Annotated in this window: 14 protein-coding genes; 1 reads left to right on the forward strand and 13 read right to left on the reverse strand. The window is 72.6% G+C overall.

Annotation, left to right across the window (positions count from 1 at the left end; all coding sequences use genetic code 11):
* Window positions 1-118: 118 nt before the first annotated feature.
* From EDF64_RS07845 to EDF64_RS07880, 8 genes are all read right to left on the reverse strand, one after another.
* A complete protein-coding gene (locus EDF64_RS07845; protein ID WP_133519463.1) occupies window positions 119-1870 on the reverse strand; it encodes a proline--tRNA ligase in 1752 nt (583 codons plus the stop codon).
* A gap of 125 nt (window positions 1871-1995) precedes the next feature.
* Complete coding sequence (gene ispG / locus EDF64_RS07850; RefSeq protein ID WP_133519608.1) at window positions 1996-3129, reverse strand: flavodoxin-dependent (E)-4-hydroxy-3-methylbut-2-enyl-diphosphate synthase; 1134 nt, start codon at window positions 3127-3129, stop codon at window positions 1996-1998.
* A gap of 31 nt (window positions 3130-3160) precedes the next feature.
* Window positions 3161-3754: a cysteine hydrolase family protein gene (locus EDF64_RS07855; protein ID WP_133519464.1), complete on the reverse strand. Its 594-nt coding sequence runs from the start codon at window positions 3752-3754 to the stop codon at window positions 3161-3163.
* Complete coding sequence (locus EDF64_RS07860) at window positions 3751-5205, reverse strand: purine-cytosine permease family protein (protein WP_133519465.1); 1455 nt, start codon at window positions 5203-5205, stop codon at window positions 3751-3753. Before EDF64_RS07860 ends, EDF64_RS07855 begins: the two co-directional genes overlap by 4 nt.
* Window positions 5206-5229: 24 nt before the next feature.
* Complete coding sequence (locus EDF64_RS07865) at window positions 5230-6564, reverse strand: M50 family metallopeptidase (protein WP_208108859.1); 1335 nt, start codon at window positions 6562-6564, stop codon at window positions 5230-5232.
* Between the two features lie 130 nt (window positions 6565-6694).
* Window positions 6695-7777 carry a 1-deoxy-D-xylulose-5-phosphate reductoisomerase gene (gene dxr / locus EDF64_RS07870; RefSeq protein ID WP_133519467.1) on the reverse strand — a complete coding sequence of 361 codons (1083 nt, stop codon included), beginning with the start codon at window positions 7775-7777 and terminating at the stop codon, window positions 6695-6697.
* A 2-nt stretch (window positions 7778-7779) separates the two neighbouring features.
* Window positions 7780-8751 carry an FKBP-type peptidyl-prolyl cis-trans isomerase gene (locus EDF64_RS07875; RefSeq protein WP_133519468.1) on the reverse strand — a complete coding sequence of 324 codons (972 nt, stop codon included), beginning with the start codon at window positions 8749-8751 and terminating at the stop codon, window positions 7780-7782.
* Between the two features lie 6 nt (window positions 8752-8757).
* The gene (locus EDF64_RS07880) at window positions 8758-9234 is read right to left on the reverse strand and encodes an OsmC family protein (RefSeq protein ID WP_133519469.1); all 477 of its coding nucleotides are present in this window, start codon (window positions 9232-9234) and stop codon (window positions 8758-8760) included.
* Window positions 9235-9298: 64 nt separating this feature from the next.
* Between EDF64_RS07880 and EDF64_RS07885 the strand changes: the two genes are divergently transcribed.
* Window positions 9299-10291, forward strand: coding sequence for an asparaginase (locus EDF64_RS07885; protein ID WP_133519470.1), 993 nt, complete (start codon window positions 9299-9301; stop codon window positions 10289-10291).
* Here EDF64_RS07885 and EDF64_RS18145 read toward each other — a convergent pair.
* The 5 genes from EDF64_RS18145 to EDF64_RS07910 form a co-directional block, all read right to left on the reverse strand.
* Complete coding sequence (locus EDF64_RS18145; protein WP_166645646.1) at window positions 10212-11171, reverse strand: hypothetical protein; 960 nt, start codon at window positions 11169-11171, stop codon at window positions 10212-10214. The genes EDF64_RS07885 and EDF64_RS18145 overlap by 80 nt on opposite strands.
* A 145-nt stretch (window positions 11172-11316) precedes the next feature.
* Complete coding sequence (locus EDF64_RS07895; RefSeq protein ID WP_133519471.1) at window positions 11317-13278, reverse strand: zinc-ribbon domain-containing protein; 1962 nt, start codon at window positions 13276-13278, stop codon at window positions 11317-11319.
* Entirely contained in the window at window positions 13275-15773 is a 2499-nt protein-coding gene (locus EDF64_RS07900) for a DUF3488 domain-containing protein (protein WP_133519472.1), read from the reverse strand. The genes EDF64_RS07895 and EDF64_RS07900 overlap by 4 nt, the downstream gene beginning before the upstream one ends.
* Complete coding sequence (locus EDF64_RS07905; protein WP_133519473.1) at window positions 15770-17185, reverse strand: DUF58 domain-containing protein; 1416 nt, start codon at window positions 17183-17185, stop codon at window positions 15770-15772. Before EDF64_RS07905 ends, EDF64_RS07900 begins: the two co-directional genes overlap by 4 nt.
* Entirely contained in the window at window positions 17182-18153 is a 972-nt protein-coding gene (locus tag EDF64_RS07910) for an AAA family ATPase (RefSeq protein ID WP_133519474.1), read from the reverse strand. The genes EDF64_RS07905 and EDF64_RS07910 overlap by 4 nt, the downstream gene beginning before the upstream one ends.
* Between the last annotated feature and the right edge of the window lie 29 nt (window positions 18154-18182).

Raw genomic sequence — 18182 nt, forward strand, 5'->3', positions numbered from 1 at the left:
GAACCGCGCGGAAGTCGGCGACCAGACTACCGCACTGCGGCTCGCGGACCCGGCCGGACGACGGACAGGAGGCGCGGTGCCAGCTGGCACCGCGCCTCTTGTCAGGACCGGAACCCGTCTAGATCGCGCGGACCGCCTCGAGCAGGTCGGCGACCGGCACGTCGCGTCGCTCGCCGCTCGCGCGGTCCCACAGCTCGACGACGCCGTCGGCGGCGCCGCGGCCGGCGACGACGACGATCGGCATGCCGAGGAGCTCCGCGTCGCGGAGCTTCACACCCGGCGAGACCTTCGGACGGTCGTCGTAGACGACCTCGAAGCGCTCGCCCTCGAGCTGCGCGACGACGTCCGTCGCCAGGTCGTAGGCGAGTTCGTCGCGGCCGGTCGCGACCACGTGGACGTCGAACGGCGCGACGTTCTTCGGCCAGACCAGGCCCTTCTCGTCGTTGTGGGCCTCGGCGAGGATCGCGAGGATGCGCGTCACGCCGATGCCGTACGAGCCCATCGTCACGGTGACGAGCTTGCCGTTCTCGTCCTGCACCTTGAGCCCCAGGGCCTCGGCGTACTTGCGGCCGAGCTGGAACACGTGCCCGATCTCCATGCCGCGAGCGGTCTCGAGCGGGCCCGAGCCGTCCGGTGCCGGGTCGCCGGCACGGACGTCGGACACCTCGGCGACGCCGTCCGCGACGAAGTCACGACCGGCGACGAGGCCGGACACGTGCACGCCGCGCTCGTTCGCCCCGGTGATCCAGGTCGTGCCGTCGACCACGCGGGGGTCGACGAAGTAGCGGATGCCGGTGGCGCTGTCGGCACCGAGCACCTGCGGGCCGATGTAGCCCTTCACGAGGCCCTTGTGCTTCCGGAAGTCGTCGTCGCCAGCGGCGTCGACCTCGGCCGGGGCGAAGGCCACCTCGGCGCGCTTGAGGTCGACGTCGCGGTCACCGGGGAGCCCGACGACCACGACCTCGCGCGTGCCGTCCAGGTGGGTGAGGGCGAGCACGACGTTCTTCAGCGTGTCGGCGGCGGTCCACGGCGCGCCGTCGCGCGGGGCGACCTCGTTCGCGTGGGCGACGAGCGTGTCGATCGTGGGCGTGTCGGACGACGGCAGCAGCACCGGCTCGGGCTGGCCGTCGATCGGCAGCGACTCGGGGACCGGCGTGACGTACGCCTCGACGTTGGCCGCGTAGCCGCCGGCGCTGCGGACGAAGGTGTCCTCGCCGACGCCGATCGGGTGCAGGAACTCCTCGGACTTCGAGCCGCCCATCGCGCCGGCGTCGGCCTTGACGATGACGTACTCGAGGCCGAGGCGGGCGAAGATCTTCTCGTACGCGTCGCGCATGACCTGGTAGCTGCGCTCGAGGCCCTCGTCGGTGAGGTCGAACGAGTACGCGTCCTTCATGGTGAACTCGCGGCCGCGCAGGAGTCCGGCGCGGGGCCGTGCCTCGTCGCGGTACTTGTCCTGGATCTGGAACAGCGTGACCGGCAGGTCCTTGTACGACGAGTACAGGTCCTTCACGAGGAGCGCGAACATCTCCTCGTGCGTGGGCGCGAGGAGGTAGTCGGCGCCCTTGCGGTCCTGCAGGCGGAACATGCCGTCGCCGTACTCGGTCCAGCGGTTCGTCGCCTCGTACGGCTCGCGCGGCAGGAGGGCCGGGAGCAGGACCTCCTGCGCACCGGCGGCCACCATCTCGTCACGGATGATCCCCTCGATGCGGGAGCGGACCCGGAGCCCGAGCGGCAGCCAGGCGAAGACGCCCGGGGCCTGGCGACGGACGTAGCCGGCGCGGACGAGCAGCTTCGCGCTCGTCACCTCGGCGTCGGAGGGGTCGTCGCGGAGCGTACGGAGGAACAGATGCGAAAGCCGTGTGACCACGGGGCAAGCCTAGCGGCGGTGCCGGGCCCGGCGCGTGCGGCCCCTCGCACCGTGCGCGCGAACCGCCGCGCGCGCGCGAACCGTGGCGCGCGCGAACCGCGGCGCGCGCGCGAACCGCGTCGTGCCTAGACGGTCGTGACGACCTCGGGCTTGCCGGTCGCCGCCGCCGGGCCCATCTCGTCGGCGATGCGGTTCGCCTCGGCGATGAGCGTCTGGACGATCTCGGCCTCGGGCACGGTCTTCACGACGGTGCCCTTCACGAAGATCTGCCCCTTGCCGTTGCCGGAGGCGACACCGAGGTCGGCCTCGCGCGCCTCGCCCGGACCGTTCACGACGCAGCCCATCACGGCGACGCGGAGCGGGACGGTCATGCCCTCGAGCCCCTTCGTCACGTCGTTGGCCAGCTGGTAGACGTCGACCTGGGCGCGGCCGCAGCTCGGGCAGGAGACGATCTCGAGCTTGCGCTCGCGGAGGTTGAGCGACTGCAGGATCTGCAGGCCGACCTTCACCTCTTGCGCGGGCGGCGCGGAGAGGGACACGCGGATGGTGTCGCCGATGCCCTCGGCGAGCAGGATGCCGAACGCCGTGGCGCTCTTGATCGTGCCCTGGAACTCCGGGCCGGCCTCGGTCACGCCGAGGTGCAGGGGCCAGTCACCGGCCGCGGCGAGCTGCCGGTAGGCCTTCACCATCACGATGGGGTCGTTGTGCTTGACCGAGATCTTGAAGTCGTGGAAGTCGTGCTCCTCGAACAGCGAGGCTTCCCAGACGGCGGACTCGACCAGGGCCTCCGGCGTGGCCTTGCCGTACTTCTGCAGCAGGCTCGGCTCGAGCGACCCCGCGTTCACGCCGATGCGGAGCGAGACGCCGGCGTCCTTCGCGGCCTTCGCGATGGCGCCGACCTGGTCGTCGAACTTGCGGATGTTGCCCGGGTTCACGCGGACCGCGGCACATCCGGCGTCGATCGCCTGGAACACGTACTTCGGCTGGAAGTGGATGTCGGCGATCACGGGGATCTGCGACTTCTTCGCGATGATCGGCAGCGCGTCGGCGTCGTCCTGCGTGGGCACGGCCACACGCACGATGTCGCAGCCCGAGGCGGTGAGCTCGGCGATCTGCTGGAGCGTGGCGTTGATGTTCGTCGTCTGCGTCGTGGTCATCGACTGGACGGACACCGGCGCATCGCCGCCCACGAGGACCTTGCCGACCCGGATCTGCCGGGACTTGCGGCGCGGGGCGAGGGTTTCGGGGACTTTCGGCAGACCGAGGTTCACTGCTGGCACGTGGTGCACTCTACGCGCTCGGGATGACCGGCTCGGTGCGCGCTGACAGGTCCGCCGCCGAGTCGACGACCGTGATGAGCGGGGCGTACAGGCGCATGGCCGCCAGGGCACGCTCGTGGTCGTCTTCGCTCGCGCCGGCGCACGCCTCGGCGACGACGGTCACGGTGGCCCCGGCGTCCGCCGCAGCCAGCGCCGTCGACAGGACGCAGCAGTCCGTCGAGACCCCCGTGAGGACCAGGTGCGGGTGGTCGCCGACGACTGCCTGGAGGCCCGTCCCCCACTTGCCGAAGGTCGTCGCCGTGACGACGGGGTCGCGTCGGTCCGCCGCGGCCGACGCGAAGGGTTCGGTCAGGTCCCAGAGGGGGTCGCCCTCGGGTCGGAGGGCGAAGGGCCAGTCGCGGTAGTACGGCACCCACGCGCCCTGCGGCCGTTCGGGGGCGACGAAGCGCGTGAAGACCGTGCGGCCGGTGAAGCGCGGCAGCAGCCGTTCGATGCCGGCGGTGGCGTGGTCGAAGCGTGGCGTGGCCCAGGGGCTCTCCCCCGTGAAGACCTGCTGCATGTCGATCACGACGAGCCAGGCGTCGTCGGGGACGGCCCCGGTCACCGCTGAGCCTCCTGCCGACGGACGGATCCGCGAGCGGTCAGCAGGGTGCCAAGGAACCCGACGACGAGCGCCACGAGGACGCCGAGGTTCGCGTACGCCCACGCCCCGTCGCGACCGCCGAGACCGAACGGCTCGAGCAGATACCCCTGCCAGGACAACCAGGCGGGCGACGCCAGCGTCACCAGTCCCCAGCCGAGCGCGGTACCGAGGGCGACGAGCGCGATGGCTCCCCAGCGGACGTCGCCGTAGCGACCGCGACGATCGTCGAGCTCGCCCTCGGCGTACGCCGAGCGGCGGAGCACCACGTCGGCCACGAAGACGCCGGCCCAGGCGGCGATAGGGACACCGAGGGTGATGAGGAACGCCTGGAACGGCCCGATGAAGTCCTTCGCGAAGAACGCGATGTAGACGGCTCCGGCGACCATGAACACCCCGTCGACCCCGGCGGCGACCGGCCGCGGGATCTTCACGCCGACGCTGAGGAGCGCCAACCCGGACGAGTAGATGTCGAGCACCGCACCGCCGACCAGGCCGAGGATGGCGACGAGGGCGAACGGGATGAGGAACCAGACCGGCAGGATCGTCGTGAGGGCGCCGATCGGGTCGGCGCCGATCGCGGCGCTGAGGTCCGGTGACGAGCCGGCGAGCAGGACGCCGAAGACCACCAGGACGGCCGGTGCCAGCGCTCCGCCGAACGTCGTCCACCAGACCACGCCGCCCGTCGAGGCGGACCGCGGCAGGTAGCGCGAGTAGTCGGCGGCGGCGTTGACCCAGCCGAGGCCGAAGCCGGTCATCACGAGCACGAGCGCCCCGATGACCTGCTGGGCGCTGCCGGAGGGCATCGCGGCGATCGCCCCGAAGTCGATCGACGGTGCCGCGAGCACCACGTAGACGACCGTGAGCACGCCGGTGATCACCGTGATCCACGTCTGCAGGCGCATGATCACGTCGAAGCCCGCCACGCCGGCTCCGACCACGAGCGCGGCGACCACCACGAGGGCGACGACCTTCGTCAGGACCCCGCCGTCCCAGCCGAGTTCCTCGAACACCGTCGACGTCGCCAGGACGGCCAGCGCGGCGAGGGCCGTCTCCCACCCGACGGTGAGGATCCAGCTGAGGAACGAGGGCACGCGGTTGCCCCGCACGCCGAACGCCGCGCGGCTCAGCACCATCGTCGGGGCCGATCCGCGCTTGCCCGCGATCGCGACGACGCCGCAGAGCAGGAACGAGAACGCCACACCGATCACCGAGACGACCGTGGCCTGCCAGAACGAGATGCCGAACCCGACGACGAACGAACCGTAGGCGATGCCGAGGACCGAGATGTTCGCCGCGAACCACGGCCAGAACAAGCCCCGGGGCGTGCCCTTCCGGTCGGACTCGGCGATGACGTCGAGGCCCTGGCGCTCGACGGTGCGAACCTCGGACGGGTTCGTGGGCGCTGTGCTCATCCGCTGAGCGTAGCGCCGGCGCGACTACCCGAACAGGTTGACGGGTCGCACGATGTCGGCGTAGATGAGCAGCGCGCTCATGCCCGCGAGCAGGACCACGACGACCATCGTCAGCGGCATCGTCTTCGCCAGGTCGATCGGCCCCGGGTCGGCCTTGCCGACGAGCCGGAACGCGCGGCGCTTCACGGCCTCCCACAGGGCGCCGGCGATGTGCCCACCGTCGAGCGGCAGGAGCGGCACCATGTTCAGGACGAACAGCCCGATGTTGAGCGACGCCAGCAGTCCGAGGATCGTGTACGCCTTGTCGATGACGGGGACGCCGCTCATCGACGAGACCTCGCCGATGGCACGCCCCACGCCGACGACCGACACCGGGCTGTCCTGGGACCGCTCCTGCGCGCCGAACGCGGCGTTCCACACGGCGACGAGCCGCTGCGGCAGGTCGATGATGAGGTGCGCCGACGCCGAGATCTGCGCGCCGGTCGCGGGCAGGACGGCGGCGGGCGACTGCCGGACGAGCGACTGGCCGATGCTGACGCCGACCACGCCGACCTGCTGGGTCTTCGTCGTGCCGTCGTCGTTCTTCGCGACGGTGCCGTCCGCGGTGGAGACGTCGCGGGTGGCCGTGGTGGGCGTGATGTGCAGCGTCTTCTGGGCACCGTCACGCTCGACGACGACGGTGACGTCGTCGCCCGCCGACTTCTGGAAGACCTCGGACACCTCGGCGATCGTCGGGTCCTGCTTGCCCGCGACCGACAGCACGACGTCGCCGGAGCGGATGCCCGCCTGCTTCGCCGGGGACTCGGCGTCACCCGAGGTGCACGTCGTCGCCTGGCTGGTCGGCAGCACGCAGTCGACGCTCGAGGTGAACGTGGTGGTGGGTGCACCGAAGCCGACGAGGAGCACCCCGAACAGGAAGACGCCGATCACGAGGTTCATGGCGGGCCCGGCGACCATCACGATGATCCGCTTCCACGGCGTCAACCGGTAGAACGCCCGCGAGTCGTCCCCGCCCGAGTCGGCGATCTGCTCGGCGCTCGCCTGCCGGGCGTCCTGCACGAACGCGCCGTACATGCCGGTGTTCGTGATCGCGTTCGCCCGGCCCGACGCTCGGGGCTTGAGCATGCCGACCATCGAGATGTACCCGCCGAGCAGGATCGGACGGATGCCGTACTCGGTCTCACCCCGCGTGAAGGACCACATCGCCTTGCCGAAGCCCAGCGAGTACTGCGTCACCTTGACGTTGAACAGCTTCGCGAAGGACAGGTGCCCCAGCTCGTGGAGTCCGATCGAGACCAGCAGGCCGATGATGAAGACGACCACGCCGAGGACGAAGAGCAGGACGGATTCGACGGTCACCGGGAAAGGGTACGGGACGGTTCCCATGACGGAGCCGAGCGCCGTCTGGGAGGTGATCCGCGCCTCCAGGCCCGGACCGTCACCACCCGCGGTCTGCCGCCTGCTCCCCCGCCTGGAGGCGCGACCCGCGTCAGCGGGACAGCGTGCGGTCCGCCGCGGTGCGCGCCCAGCGCTCCGCTGCCAGCACGCCCTCGAGGGAGGGCTCCCCCGCGGTGTGCTCGTCGACGACGCGCTCGACCGTCTCGACGATGTCGAGGAAGCCGATCGCGCCGGCGTGGAACGCGGCGACGGCCTGCTCGTTCGCCGCGTTGAAGACGGCCGGGAACGTCGCCCCGAGCTGCCCGACGCGCTTCGCGAGGGCGACCGCACCGAACGCGGCGTCGTCGAGGGGCTCGAACGTCCAGGTGCTCGCGGTCGTCCAGTCCAGCGGCACCCCGACCGCCGGCACACGCTCCGGCCAGGCGAGGCCGAGCGCGATCGGCAGGCGCATGTCGGGCGGCGACGCCTGGGCGATCGTCGAGCCATCGGTGAACTCGACCATCGAGTGCACGATCGACTGCGCGTGCACGGTGACGTCGATGCGGTCGTAGGGGACGTCGAAGAGCAGGTGCGCCTCGATCACCTCGAGGCCCTTGTTGACGAGCGTCGCGGAGTTCGTCGTCACCACGAGGCCCATGTCCCACGTCGGGTGGGCCAGCGCCTGCGCCGGCGTCACGTCGCGCAGTTCCTCGCGCGAGCGGCCGCGGAACGGACCGCCGCTGGCGGTGAGGACCAGCCGACGGACCTCGTCGGTGGTGCCGGACCGCAGCGCCTGCGCGATCGCGGAGTGCTCGCTGTCGACGGGCACGATCTGCCCCGGCGCCGCGGCGGCCTGCACCAGCGGGCCGCCGACGATGAGGCTCTCCTTGTTCGCCAGTGCCAGGGTCGCACCGGACTCGAGCACCGCCAGGGTCGGACCGAGCCCGACCGACCCGGTGATGCCGTTGAGGACCACGTCGGCCTGGACGCTCCGGACGAGTCGCTCGGAGTCCTCGGCGCCGAACGCGGTGTCACGGACGCCGAACCGGGCCGCCTGCTCGGCGACGAGCTCGCGGTTCCGGCCGGCGGTGAGGCCGACGACCTCGAAGCGGTCCGGGTTGCGGTCGACGACGTCGAGCGCCTGCGTGCCGATCGAGCCGGTGCTGCCGAGGATGACGACGCGGCGCCTGGCCACGGTCAGCCCTTGGCGAGGATGTCGACGACGAAGACGAGGGTGGCGTTCTTCGGGATGCCCGAGCCCTCGCGCGGCGTCGCGCCGTACGCGTCCTCCGGCGTCGCCACGATGAGGACCTGCGAGCCGACCTTCTGGCCGACGAGCCCGGTCACGAAGCCCTTGATGAGCGAGCCCTCGGAGATCGTGAACGTCGTCGGGGCGCCCTTCGACCACGAGGAGTCGAACTCCTTGCCGCCGTCGTACAGGACGCCCTTGTACTGCACGAGGGCGGTGTCACCGTCGGCGATCGCGGCGCCGGTCCCCTGCTTCAGGACCTCGACCTCGGTCTTCGACGGTGCGGCGACGCCTGAGGGGATCGTGATCTCGGGCTCGCCGTCGGCCTTGTCCTTCACCGAGGGGAGCTTCGGGTCCTGCGTCTGCGGGGCGCCGGTCGCCTTCGTCGGCGTCTGGGCCACGACGTCGGCGACCACGACGATCTCACCGCCGGTGTTGAAGCCGAGCGCCGACGACTGGCCGACCGCGGCGACGCGGTCACCCACGTTCGCGCAGGCCAGGAGCGCGCCGAAACCGGTACCGCCGACCGAGAGGACCTGCGGGTTGCCCTGGTCGAAGCCGACCGTGCCGAGCTTCTTGGCGTCGGACGCCTGGTAGACGCTGTAGGAGACCTGCGCGTACTCGCCGTCCTTGAGGGCGGCACCCTTGCCCTGCGTGACGGTGCTGGCCTGTGGCTTCTTCGCCGAGAGGCCCTTGTCGAACTTCACGGTCGGCGCGGTCGTCCCGCCGAACGCGCCGCTGACCGTGATCGCCTTCGACGAGGCGCCCGGCTTCGGGCAGGACGTGATCGCCGAGGCGGTCGCGCTGCCGGACGGCGTCGGGCTGGCCGACGCGCCGCCCGATCCGGAGCCGGAGCATGCGGCGAGGCCCAGCACGACGGCGGGGACGAGGGCGATCGGGAGGAGACGCAGACGCTTCACGAGGACCTAGTGTGCCGCACGGACCTTGGTGTGCGGGGCGTGGTGCACAGGAAAGGCCACCGAGCGGGCGATGAAGCAGAGGCTGTTCGCCGTGACGTGCGCGGCCTCGGCGTCGGCCACGCGGTCCGCCTCGAGGATCGTGACGACGGGGTGCAGCGTCGCCTCGGTGAGCTCGCCGGAGCCGTCGCGGTTGAGGTTGAGGCTCGCGGTCGCCCGGTCCTCGTACTCCACGACGGTGAAGCCCTGCGTCACCGCGACGTGCAGGTAGCTCAGCATGTGGCACTGCGCGAGCGAGGCCACGACCATCTCCTCCGGGTTCCACCGGTCGCGGTCGCCGCGGAAGGTCGGGTCGGCCGAGCCCGCGATGTCGTGCTTGCCGGTGGCCGTGACGTCGTGCTCGCGGCCGTAGTCGCGGTAGCCGCTCGTGCCGGAACCGCGGTCGCCGGTCCAGCGGACGGAGACCTCGTAGGAGTGGTCGGTCACGGTCGGGTCCTTCGTTCGGAGTGGCCGTCGCGGGTGCGGTCGGCGGCGTCGGTAGGGTTGCGGCATGACGGTGAGCCCCGATGTCCGCACTGATCGCCATCCTCTCACCGCCGACGGGTCGGTCGAGCTGGCGGTCCTCGACCGCAACGGCTTCGACGAGAGCCGGCACGTCGGCGCCGGCGTGCTCGTCTCCCCCGACGGCACCGTCCTCGACGCCGTCGGCGACGTGCAGGCCAGCGTCTACCCGCGCTCGACGATGAAGCCGTTCCAGGCACTCGCGATCCGCCGTGCCGGAGCGGTGTTCTCCGACGAGGAACTCGTGCTCACCACCGCGAGCCACGCCGGCACCGCCGCGCACCAGGCCATCGCCCTGCACATGCTCGAGTCCTTCGACCACGTCGAGGCCGATCTCGGCTGCCCGCCGGACCTGCCCTTCGACCGCGCCACCGCACGCACGATGGACGGTCCGCGTCGTCTCGCGATGAACTGCTCCGGCAAGCACGCCGGCATGCTCGCCGCCTGCCGGGTGAACGGCTGGGACGAAGCCACCTACCTCGACATCACGCACCCGCTGCAGCAGCGCGTCCGGTCGACCGTCGAGGAGTTCACCCACGAGACCGTCGACGTCGTGGGCACCGACGGGTGCGGTGCCCCGGTGTTCCCGCTGACCCTGGTCGGGCTCGCGCGCGGCTTCGCGGGCGTCGTCGCCCGTGCGGAGTCCGACACGGCGGCGCTGACCGACGCGGTGCTCGACCACCCGTGGGCGCTCGACGGCATCGGCCGAGCGAACACGGTCACGATCGAACGGCTGCGCGTGCTCGCGAAGCTCGGCGCCGAGGGCGTCATGGTGATGGGGCTGCCGGGCGGGGCGGCGGTCGCCGTGAAGACGCTCGACGGTGCGCAGCGGGCGGGGACCCTCGCGGCGCTGACCCTGCTCGAGCGGAACGGCCTGGTCGACGCGGCCGGCGTGGCGGACGTCATGGCGGCGACGGGCGAGCAGGTGCTCGGCGGCGGCGTCCCGGTGGGCGCGGTGCGGGTCGGCGCGGGACTGCGCTGACCGCGTCCGACCCAGGCGGGACGATCTGCGGCAGGGCCGGAGCGATCGGCACGCCGCGGGACTTGTCGTGTCCTCGCGCCGTGCACCCGTAGCGGGTGACCTCGACCACCAGGTCGAACCGGCGAGGGAGCTGGCCGAGGCCGGGGACCAGCACCAGGGTCGTCGGGGTGGGGCCGTGCGGGTCCACGGCGAGGACGGCCGTGCCGGCGGGCAGCCGCGGGCGGGGCGGCGTCGTGGATGACTCCGGCGCCCACACGCTCGTCTGCGGTGCCGCTGCGGCGGAGTGGTGGCGGGTGCCTTGGACGCCGTGGACGACGTCGACGTCTTTGCGGGCGTCGTTGTCGACGTCGACGTCGATGTCGATGTCGACGAGGTCCGGTGCCGCCGCGGATCGGACGACGGCCGAGTCCTGGTCGACGACCGCGCGCACCTGGATCGCGAGGGCTCGGAACACCGCGTGGGCGAGCGCTCCGGTGCCGACGACGACGATGTGCGCTCGGGCCCCGTCGACGACCAGCTCGACGGCGTGACCGTCCGGTCCCGTGCCGAGCGTGACCGTTCGCGAGCGCCGGGTCTGCGACGAGACCGGCGGCGGGGTCGGCGTCGCAGTCGGTGCCTGCGTCGGGGTCGGAGCCTGCGTCTGCGTCGGGGTCTGCGTCTGCGGCGGGGTCGGGGTCGGCGGCGGGCCGAGGACGGCCGTCGCCGTCGAGGCATCCATCGCGCGGCCTCCACGCACGAGCAGGACGTCGAGCACGGCACAGCACCCGGCCGCCACCAGGACGACCGCGCGTGCCGCCCCGCTCAGTGGAACGAGGGCCCCGACGGCGACGAGCACGACCGACGCGCCGACCAGGAAGCATCGGGCGACGAACGGCTGCATACCGGACAGCGCACCACGGGTCGTCCGGATCGGCCGGCCAGGTCGTTCGTCCTGTGGACGAACGGCGATGCGCCGGCTCCTGTTGAGGAACCGGCGCATCGCGGGCTGGTGCGGACCGGACGACGGCGCTCGTCGTCCGCCGTGGTCACTGGACCAGGAAGAACTGCTCCCCGATGTCGACCCGAGCACCCCGCTCGACCCGGTAGCGGCGACCGGGCTCGCAGCGACGGATCGACCCGTCGATGTGCCGGACGACCGTGCCGTTGCCGGAGAACCGGTCCGAGACCCAGAGGTCGTTCCCGTCACGCCCGAGCTCGAGGTGCGTCTTCGACACCGACTTGCCCGGATCGTGCACGGTGAGCAGGTCGTCGAACCGTTCGCCCGGCTGCGGGCGCGGCAGACGGCCGACGAGCCCGGTCCCGTGCACACCGAACCGTTCGCCGGTGCTGAAGTGCAGCACGAACGGCGCGTGGGTCGGGGTCTTCGAGACGATCCGGGTCTCCTCGACGTCGTCGTCGAGGTCGCCGTCGGCGCTGGTCGGCGAGCTGTCCGCCGTCGGCAGGGGCAGCACGGGCCCGGTGACACCTGGCAGCGGTGGCAGCGGTGCGGCCGTGGGCACCGAGACCGCCGCGGTGTCCTCGGCGACGGGTGCCGAGGACGGATGGGTCACGGAGGTCGGAGCGTGCGGAGCACGGGGCTCCGCGGCCGACGGCTCCTCGGTCACGGGCGCGGCGTGGACGCCACGGGGACGCAGCGGTGCGCGCGGGGTGTCGTCCTCCACGGTGCCGTCATCGGGCGCGGGCGCTCCGGTCGCGCCGGCGTCGCCGTTCGTCGACGTGCCGACTTCGCCGTCAGCCGCGGTGTCGACGTCGGCAGCGGGGCGGCCGGCGTCGTCCGTCGCTCGTGCCGGCACGTCGGCGTCGTCGGAGTCGGTGGCGGCGTCGGAGTCGGTGTCGGTGTCGGCGTCGACCACCTCGTCGACGACGGCCTGCACGGAGTCGTCGGCGGCCCAGTCGGGTCGGTCCATCGGCAGGGGCACGATCTGCCCCGTGAACGCCGCGGTCACGGCGGGTCGCACCGCGCCGCACTCGCCGCAGAAGATGTCGTCCGGCTCGAGTTGGTGGCCGCACACGTGGCACGTCGTCGCCTGCGATCCCGGGGTCACGAGCGGAGCCGGGCGCGGCGGACGACGATCGACGACCGGTTCGACCACGGCGGTGTCCCCCGGCTGCGGCGGGGAGACCACGGCACGCGCAGCACCCGTGGCGCTGGCGGGTTCGCCAGCGGCCGGAGCATCATGCGCCGAGGTCGACGCATCGGTAGCGGATCCGTCCCGAGTCGCCGCGTCAGTGCCCGATGCGGAGGTGTCCGTGCTGGAGGCGTCCGTGCTGGAGAGGTCTGTGGCGGAGGTGCCCGTGGCGGAGGCGTCCGTGGTCGAAGCATCCGCAGTGGAGGCGTTCGAGCGACCCACCCACCACGACGGCCCGGCGGGCGGTGCGGCGGGCGCCTGGTCCTGCGGCGGACTCCAGACCGGTGCGACCGGCTCGGCGGCGGACGGAGCTGCGTCCGGCTGGCGTCGATCGGCGGCGGTGTCGGGGCCGGCCGAACGCTCCGCGAGCCGGGTGACCTCCGGGTCCTCGGCCTCGGACGGGTACGCGTTCGGGTCGAGCGGTGGCTCCGCCGGCACGGCGTCGGGCTGCGCGGAGGACTGCTGCGCGGAGGACTGCTGCGCGGAGGGCTGCTGCGCGGTCCAGTCGCCCAGACCGGAACCGGCACCGTGCACGTGCGTCGGTGCGGATCGAGGAGCGTGGTCGTCGGGGCGCTGCACGGGCACGGGCGCCGGCGGCTGCTCGTCACGACGGTCCGCTCCGGTGAGCCAGGCCCGGGTGGCAGGGTCGAGCGTCGCCTCGGGCAGCCAGGCGTCGGCGGCCGGGTCGAGCCGGCGGCCGTGCACGTCGGGCTGCTGCAGGGGCGGCGGGGGTGCTTGTTCGACGGGCGTCGGCGCGACCGGTCGACGGTTCGCCGCAGCGGTCACCGCTCGCCCGCACTCACCGCAGAAGATCGCTCCGTCCGGGAGCATCGATCCGCAGTGTTCGCATCTGATCACGGGTGTCCTCTGTCCTCACTCGGCCGTCCACGACGCTCGCCGGCCTGCAGGCCATCGTAGTCACGAGCCCCGGCCGGACCCTGGCCACGGGAGGAGCGACGGCCGCGCCCACCGACGGCCGCGGCGATCGAGGAACCGGCGGACTGCGCGCCGTCGGCGATCCGCAGCGACCGGAGGGAGACCGCGGCGCGGATGCGCTCCTTGCGGGTGCGCCCCGTGCGGAGGCTCGAGATCGCGTCGTCCGCCGCGGACCACATCCGGTCGGCGGTGGTGACGTCGGCGTCGTTCGGGCCGAACACCGACCGGTCCGCGAGCGCGGCGAGGCCACTGCCCCCGTCGCCCGGCGCGCCGACGACGGCTTCCCGCCGGGTCGCCGAGCGCTCCACGTCGTGTCCGCGGTCCACCAGCGCGTCACGGTACTCGTCCCACGCTCCCACGATGCGGCCCCGGGGGGTCGGTGCCCGACGTCGACGGCGCCGACGGATCCGCTTGAGCAGCACGATGACGCCGAACGGCAGGAGCACGAGGGCGACGAAGCCCAGCGTGGCGAGCACCCACGGCAGCGCCGCGAGGAGGATCTGCAACCACAGGGGCTGCACGGGCGGGGTGTTCCGGTCGCTCTGCGGCGGCGCTTGCTGGGACTGGTCCTGCTGCTCGGCCGGGGGCGGCGGCACGACGGTCTCCGGCCGGGTGACCGGCTGCGGGGTCTGCTGCTGCTCGTCGGGGATCTCGCGCACCGCGGGGTTCGGGTCGATCATGACCCAGCCCCACTGCGCCGTGTCGACCTCGACACGAGCGGTGACGTCGGACCCCCGGAAGGTCGTCGCGCCGTCGGTGGTCGAGCCCGTGCCGGCGCCGCCCCCGGCGTCGCCGCCGGCCGCGAAGCCCATCACCACGCGTGCCGGGAACCCGAGCTGGTCCGCCATCAGCGCTGCGGCCGCCGCGTACTGCTCCTGGTCGCCGATCATGATCGGCGACGTGAGGAGTTCCTGGATGCGGTCGGCACCGTGTCCGGACCGGCTCGCCCGGTCGTCGCCCACGCCGTGGCTGACGTAGCCGTTGCGCTTGAGCTCCTGGACCATCGCGACGAGCTTCGCGCCGTCGGTCTCGGCGTTCCCGGTGTACGCGTCGACGGTGTCCCGGACGGCGTCGGGGACGGAGCGCGGAGTCGGGACCGAGGCGTTCCCCGGACGTGCGGACGCCAACTCGTCGTCGGTCGGCTGGTCGGGGAGCACGGCCGTCAGGTCGTAGCGGGTGCCGTCCGCGATCCCGCCCACGACGGCACCGGTGCCGGTCGAGCCGTTGTAGAAGAACGCACCGCGCTCCTGCTCCGCGTCCGTGCCGGTGAACTCGACGCGCTCGAGGTCGCCGACCGTCGGGAGCCAGACGCCGCGGTACCCCTGCACACGCACGCCGACGCGCACCGTGGTGCCGCGGACACCCCGCACGTCGACCGACGTCGGGACCCGCTCGAAGGTGCCGGACGCCGTCGCCCCGTCCGCTCCCCCGACGCGGTAGACGACGCCGTCGTACGTGTCGAGGGTCGCGATCCGCACGAAGCCGTTCGCGGGCAGACCGGTGACGCGCAGCTGCGTGGTGTCGGCCTCGGTCTGCTCCTCGTACGCGCGGAAGCCACTCAGCGGGCTGACGTAGTCGCGAGGATCGAACGGCTTCACGACGTCGGTCCGGGCCACGGTGCGCCCCACCGACGGCGGGGCCACGAGCCCGAGTCCGGTCGCGACGACCGCGGCCGCCACGATCGTTCCGGTGCCCACGAGCGCCGGCCGCAGGACCGACCGGGCGATCGGCACGCGGGATCCGATGGTGGTCGCCACCGCGACGGCCCGTCGCGCATGGCGCACCGTGAGCGCCCAGACGAGCGCGATCCCGGTGAGCGCGACGGCGGTCACGATCGACGTGTCCAGCCGGCTCGGCCCGATCACGACACCGGCCGCGAAGAGCACGAGCGCCGGGATGCTGGCCAGTTCCTGCCTGGAGGCGCGGGTCGCCACGCTCACGGCCGTCACCGTCGCGATCAGGAGCGTCACGAAGTACGGCACGAGCAGCGACTCGTAGGAGCCGACCGGCAGGCTGATGGTCACCAGGCGCTTCCACCCGAGAGCGACGCCAGCGAACAGGTCGATGAGCCCCTGGCCCGTCGGCAGGAGCCCGCTCGCCTGACCAGGCACGGCCGCGGGCACGCCCGTCAGTGCGAACGCCGCGACCGTGGCGACCGCGACGACGGCGGTCGGCAGGCGGAAGACCGTCCCGATCAGGGCGACGAGCGTGCCGAACACCACGGCGGTCACGGCGGCGACGATCATCGCGTCGTCGCGGTACACCGGCCACCACGCCGTGCTGGCGACCGCCAACAGGAGCCACACCGCGAGCGTGCCACCGACGAGCCGTGTCGGGGTGAGCCGGCGGGCCTCGCGTCGGGCGTCCTTCCGCACGGTCTTGCGGGCGCGGGCGCCCGGTTCCGCTGCGGCGCTCACGCTGCCGTCGCCGATCGGTGCAGGGCGTGGCGGAGGTCGTCGAGGTAGCCGATCGTCATCACCGTCAGGCCCGCGACGCGGAGGAACCGCGGCTGGGCCTCGGGCTCGCAGATCACCGCGACGACCTCGACCCCGACGGGGAAGCGTGTCGCCGCGAGCCGGAGTGCGGGCAGTTCGACGGTGGACCCGACCACGAGGAAGGCGACCGAGATGCCCGCGGTGTCGTTCCCGACGATGCGGGAGACCTCGGCGATCGGCAGGCAGGCGTCCGCCAGGCCGACCGACGCGAAGTCGTCGAGCAGCCGCGTCGGGGTGACCGTCGGCAGCGGGTGCACGGCGTACACGGCGCGCTTGGCGAACTCCGGCGTCCGCTCCGACACCACGACCGTGACCTCGCGCCCGTCACGGATCGCCCGGGCCCCGAGGGAGGCCGCGGCGCTGACGGCGAGCTCGAACTCCTCGTCGTCCGCGAACTCGGTGCGCGAGATCCCGAGCGCGATCACGAGGTGCGACCGGCGGGTGTCCTCGAACTGCCGGACCATCAGGGCACCGGACTTCGCCGTCGACTTCCAGTGGATCGTGCGCGGGTCGTCGCCCGGCATGTACTCGCGGATGGCGTGGAAGGCGATGTCCGACGGGGACAGGTCGGTCGTCGCCTGCCCCTCGAGGTCGCGCACGAGACCGGTGCTCGTCGACGGGATCGCGATCGTCCGCGGGTGCACGATGACCTGCTCGCGGGCGGTCCAGACGACCTCCCGGCGGACCAGACCGACGGGGTCGGCACGGACGCCCGTCACGGGACCCACGTCGAGCACGCCGCGTCGCACCGTCGGTACCGGGACCTCGCGCTCGAACGTGCCCCGCGGGCCGATCGACGGGATCGCCACGTCGACCAGGCCGGACCCCACCGGGACCTCCACGGTCGTGGGGACGGACGGCAACCGGGCAGGGTTCTCCGCCGTGACCACCACGCCGGCGGCATCGCCGACCGCGACGCGGTGCTGCGGCAGCCGCATCCGGATGACCAGGCGCGAGCGGCCGATGAGGGCGATCGCGGCGACGACCACGAGGACCGCCCCCGCGAAGCCGACCACGATGACCTCCCGCAGCCCGAAGCGGTACCCGAGCACGAACGCGACGAGCGTGAGCGCGGCGACCGTCCATCCCAGGCCGGTGACCACGGACGAGACCTCGGCCCACCCGCGCTTGACGAGCCTCCAGGCCGTCGCCCAGGCCCTGGCGAGACCGACGACGGCCTCTGCTGCCACGCCCTCACGGTCACCGACCAGGCGCGTGCGGACGTTGGTCAGGCCGGCGACCGTCCCCGTGCGCTCGTACGCCGACGTCCCGCGACGCGACCGCGTCGAGGACGGGCGGCGCGACCGCGTGGAGACGGGCCGGCGATCGGTCACGAGGCGGACCGGTCCGCGGGCGGCGGGGTCTCGACGAGCAGCTGGGCGATCACGCTCGGGGCGCTGACGCCGTCGAACTCGGCCTCGGCGTCGAGCACCAGGCGGTGGGCGAGCACCGGGACCGCGAGGGCCTTCACGTCGTCGGGCGTGACGTAGTGACGGTTGTTCAGGGCAGCGAACACCCGCGAGGCGCGCATCAGGCCCATCGCGCCACGGACGCTGACGCCGAGGCGGACCTCGCTCGCCGACCGCGTGCCGTCCACGAGCCGCGCGACGTAGTCCGCGATGACCGGGTCGACGTGCACCGTCCGCGCGATCGCCGCCATCTCGGTGATCGTCGCCGCCGGGACGACGCTCGCCAGCGGCACCGAGCTCGACGGCGCGGACGCCGTCTCGAGGATCTTCACCGTCGCCGCGTGGTCCGGGTAGCCGATCGAGGCCTTCATGAGGAAGCGGTCGAGCTGCGCTTCGGGCAGACGGTACGTGCCGGCCTGCTCGATCGGGTTCTGGGTCGCGATGACCATGAACGGCGCCGCGAGCTTGTGGTTCACGCCGTCGACCGTGACGGCGGACTCCTCCATCGCCTCGAGGAGCGCCGACTGGGTCTTCGGGCTCGCACGGTTGATCTCGTCGGCGAGGACGATGTTCGAGAAGACCGGGCCGCGGTGGAAGTCGAACTCCTGCGTCTTCTGGTCGTAGACGCTGATGCCGGTGATGTCGCCGGGCAGCAGGTCAGGGGTGAACTGGATGCGGTTCGTCGAGCCCTGCACGCTCTGCGCCATCGCCCGCGCGAGGCTCGTCTTGCCCGTACCGGGGACGTCCTCGAGCAGGAGGTGTCCCTCGCTGAGCATCGCCGTGACCGCGAGGCGGATCACGAACGTCTTCCCGAGGAGCACCTGCTCGACGTTGGTCACGATGCGGCCAGCGACGTCGGCGAACCAGGTGGCTTGCTCCGGGGTCATGCTCATGCGGTGTCGTTCCTCGTTCTCGGGGATGG

The sequence above is a fragment of the Curtobacterium flaccumfaciens genome (genome assembly GCF_004361695.1).
Lineage (GTDB): Bacteria > Actinomycetota > Actinomycetes > Actinomycetales > Microbacteriaceae > Curtobacterium > Curtobacterium flaccumfaciens_B.

Excerpts from the sequence above, each read along its gene's own strand:
- EDF64_RS07860 (WP_133519465.1), bottom strand. The coding sequence starts at position 5,205 with ATGAGCACAGCGCCCACGAACCCGTCCGAGGTTCGCACCGTCGAGCGC.
- EDF64_RS07885 (WP_133519470.1), top strand. The coding sequence starts at position 9,299 with ATGACGGTGAGCCCCGATGTCCGCACTGATCGCCATCCTCTCACCGCC.
- EDF64_RS18145 (WP_166645646.1), bottom strand. The coding sequence starts at position 11,171 with ATGCAGCCGTTCGTCGCCCGATGCTTCCTGGTCGGCGCGTCGGTCGTG.
- EDF64_RS07910 (WP_133519474.1), bottom strand. The coding sequence starts at position 18,153 with ATGAGCATGACCCCGGAGCAAGCCACCTGGTTCGCCGACGTCGCTGGC.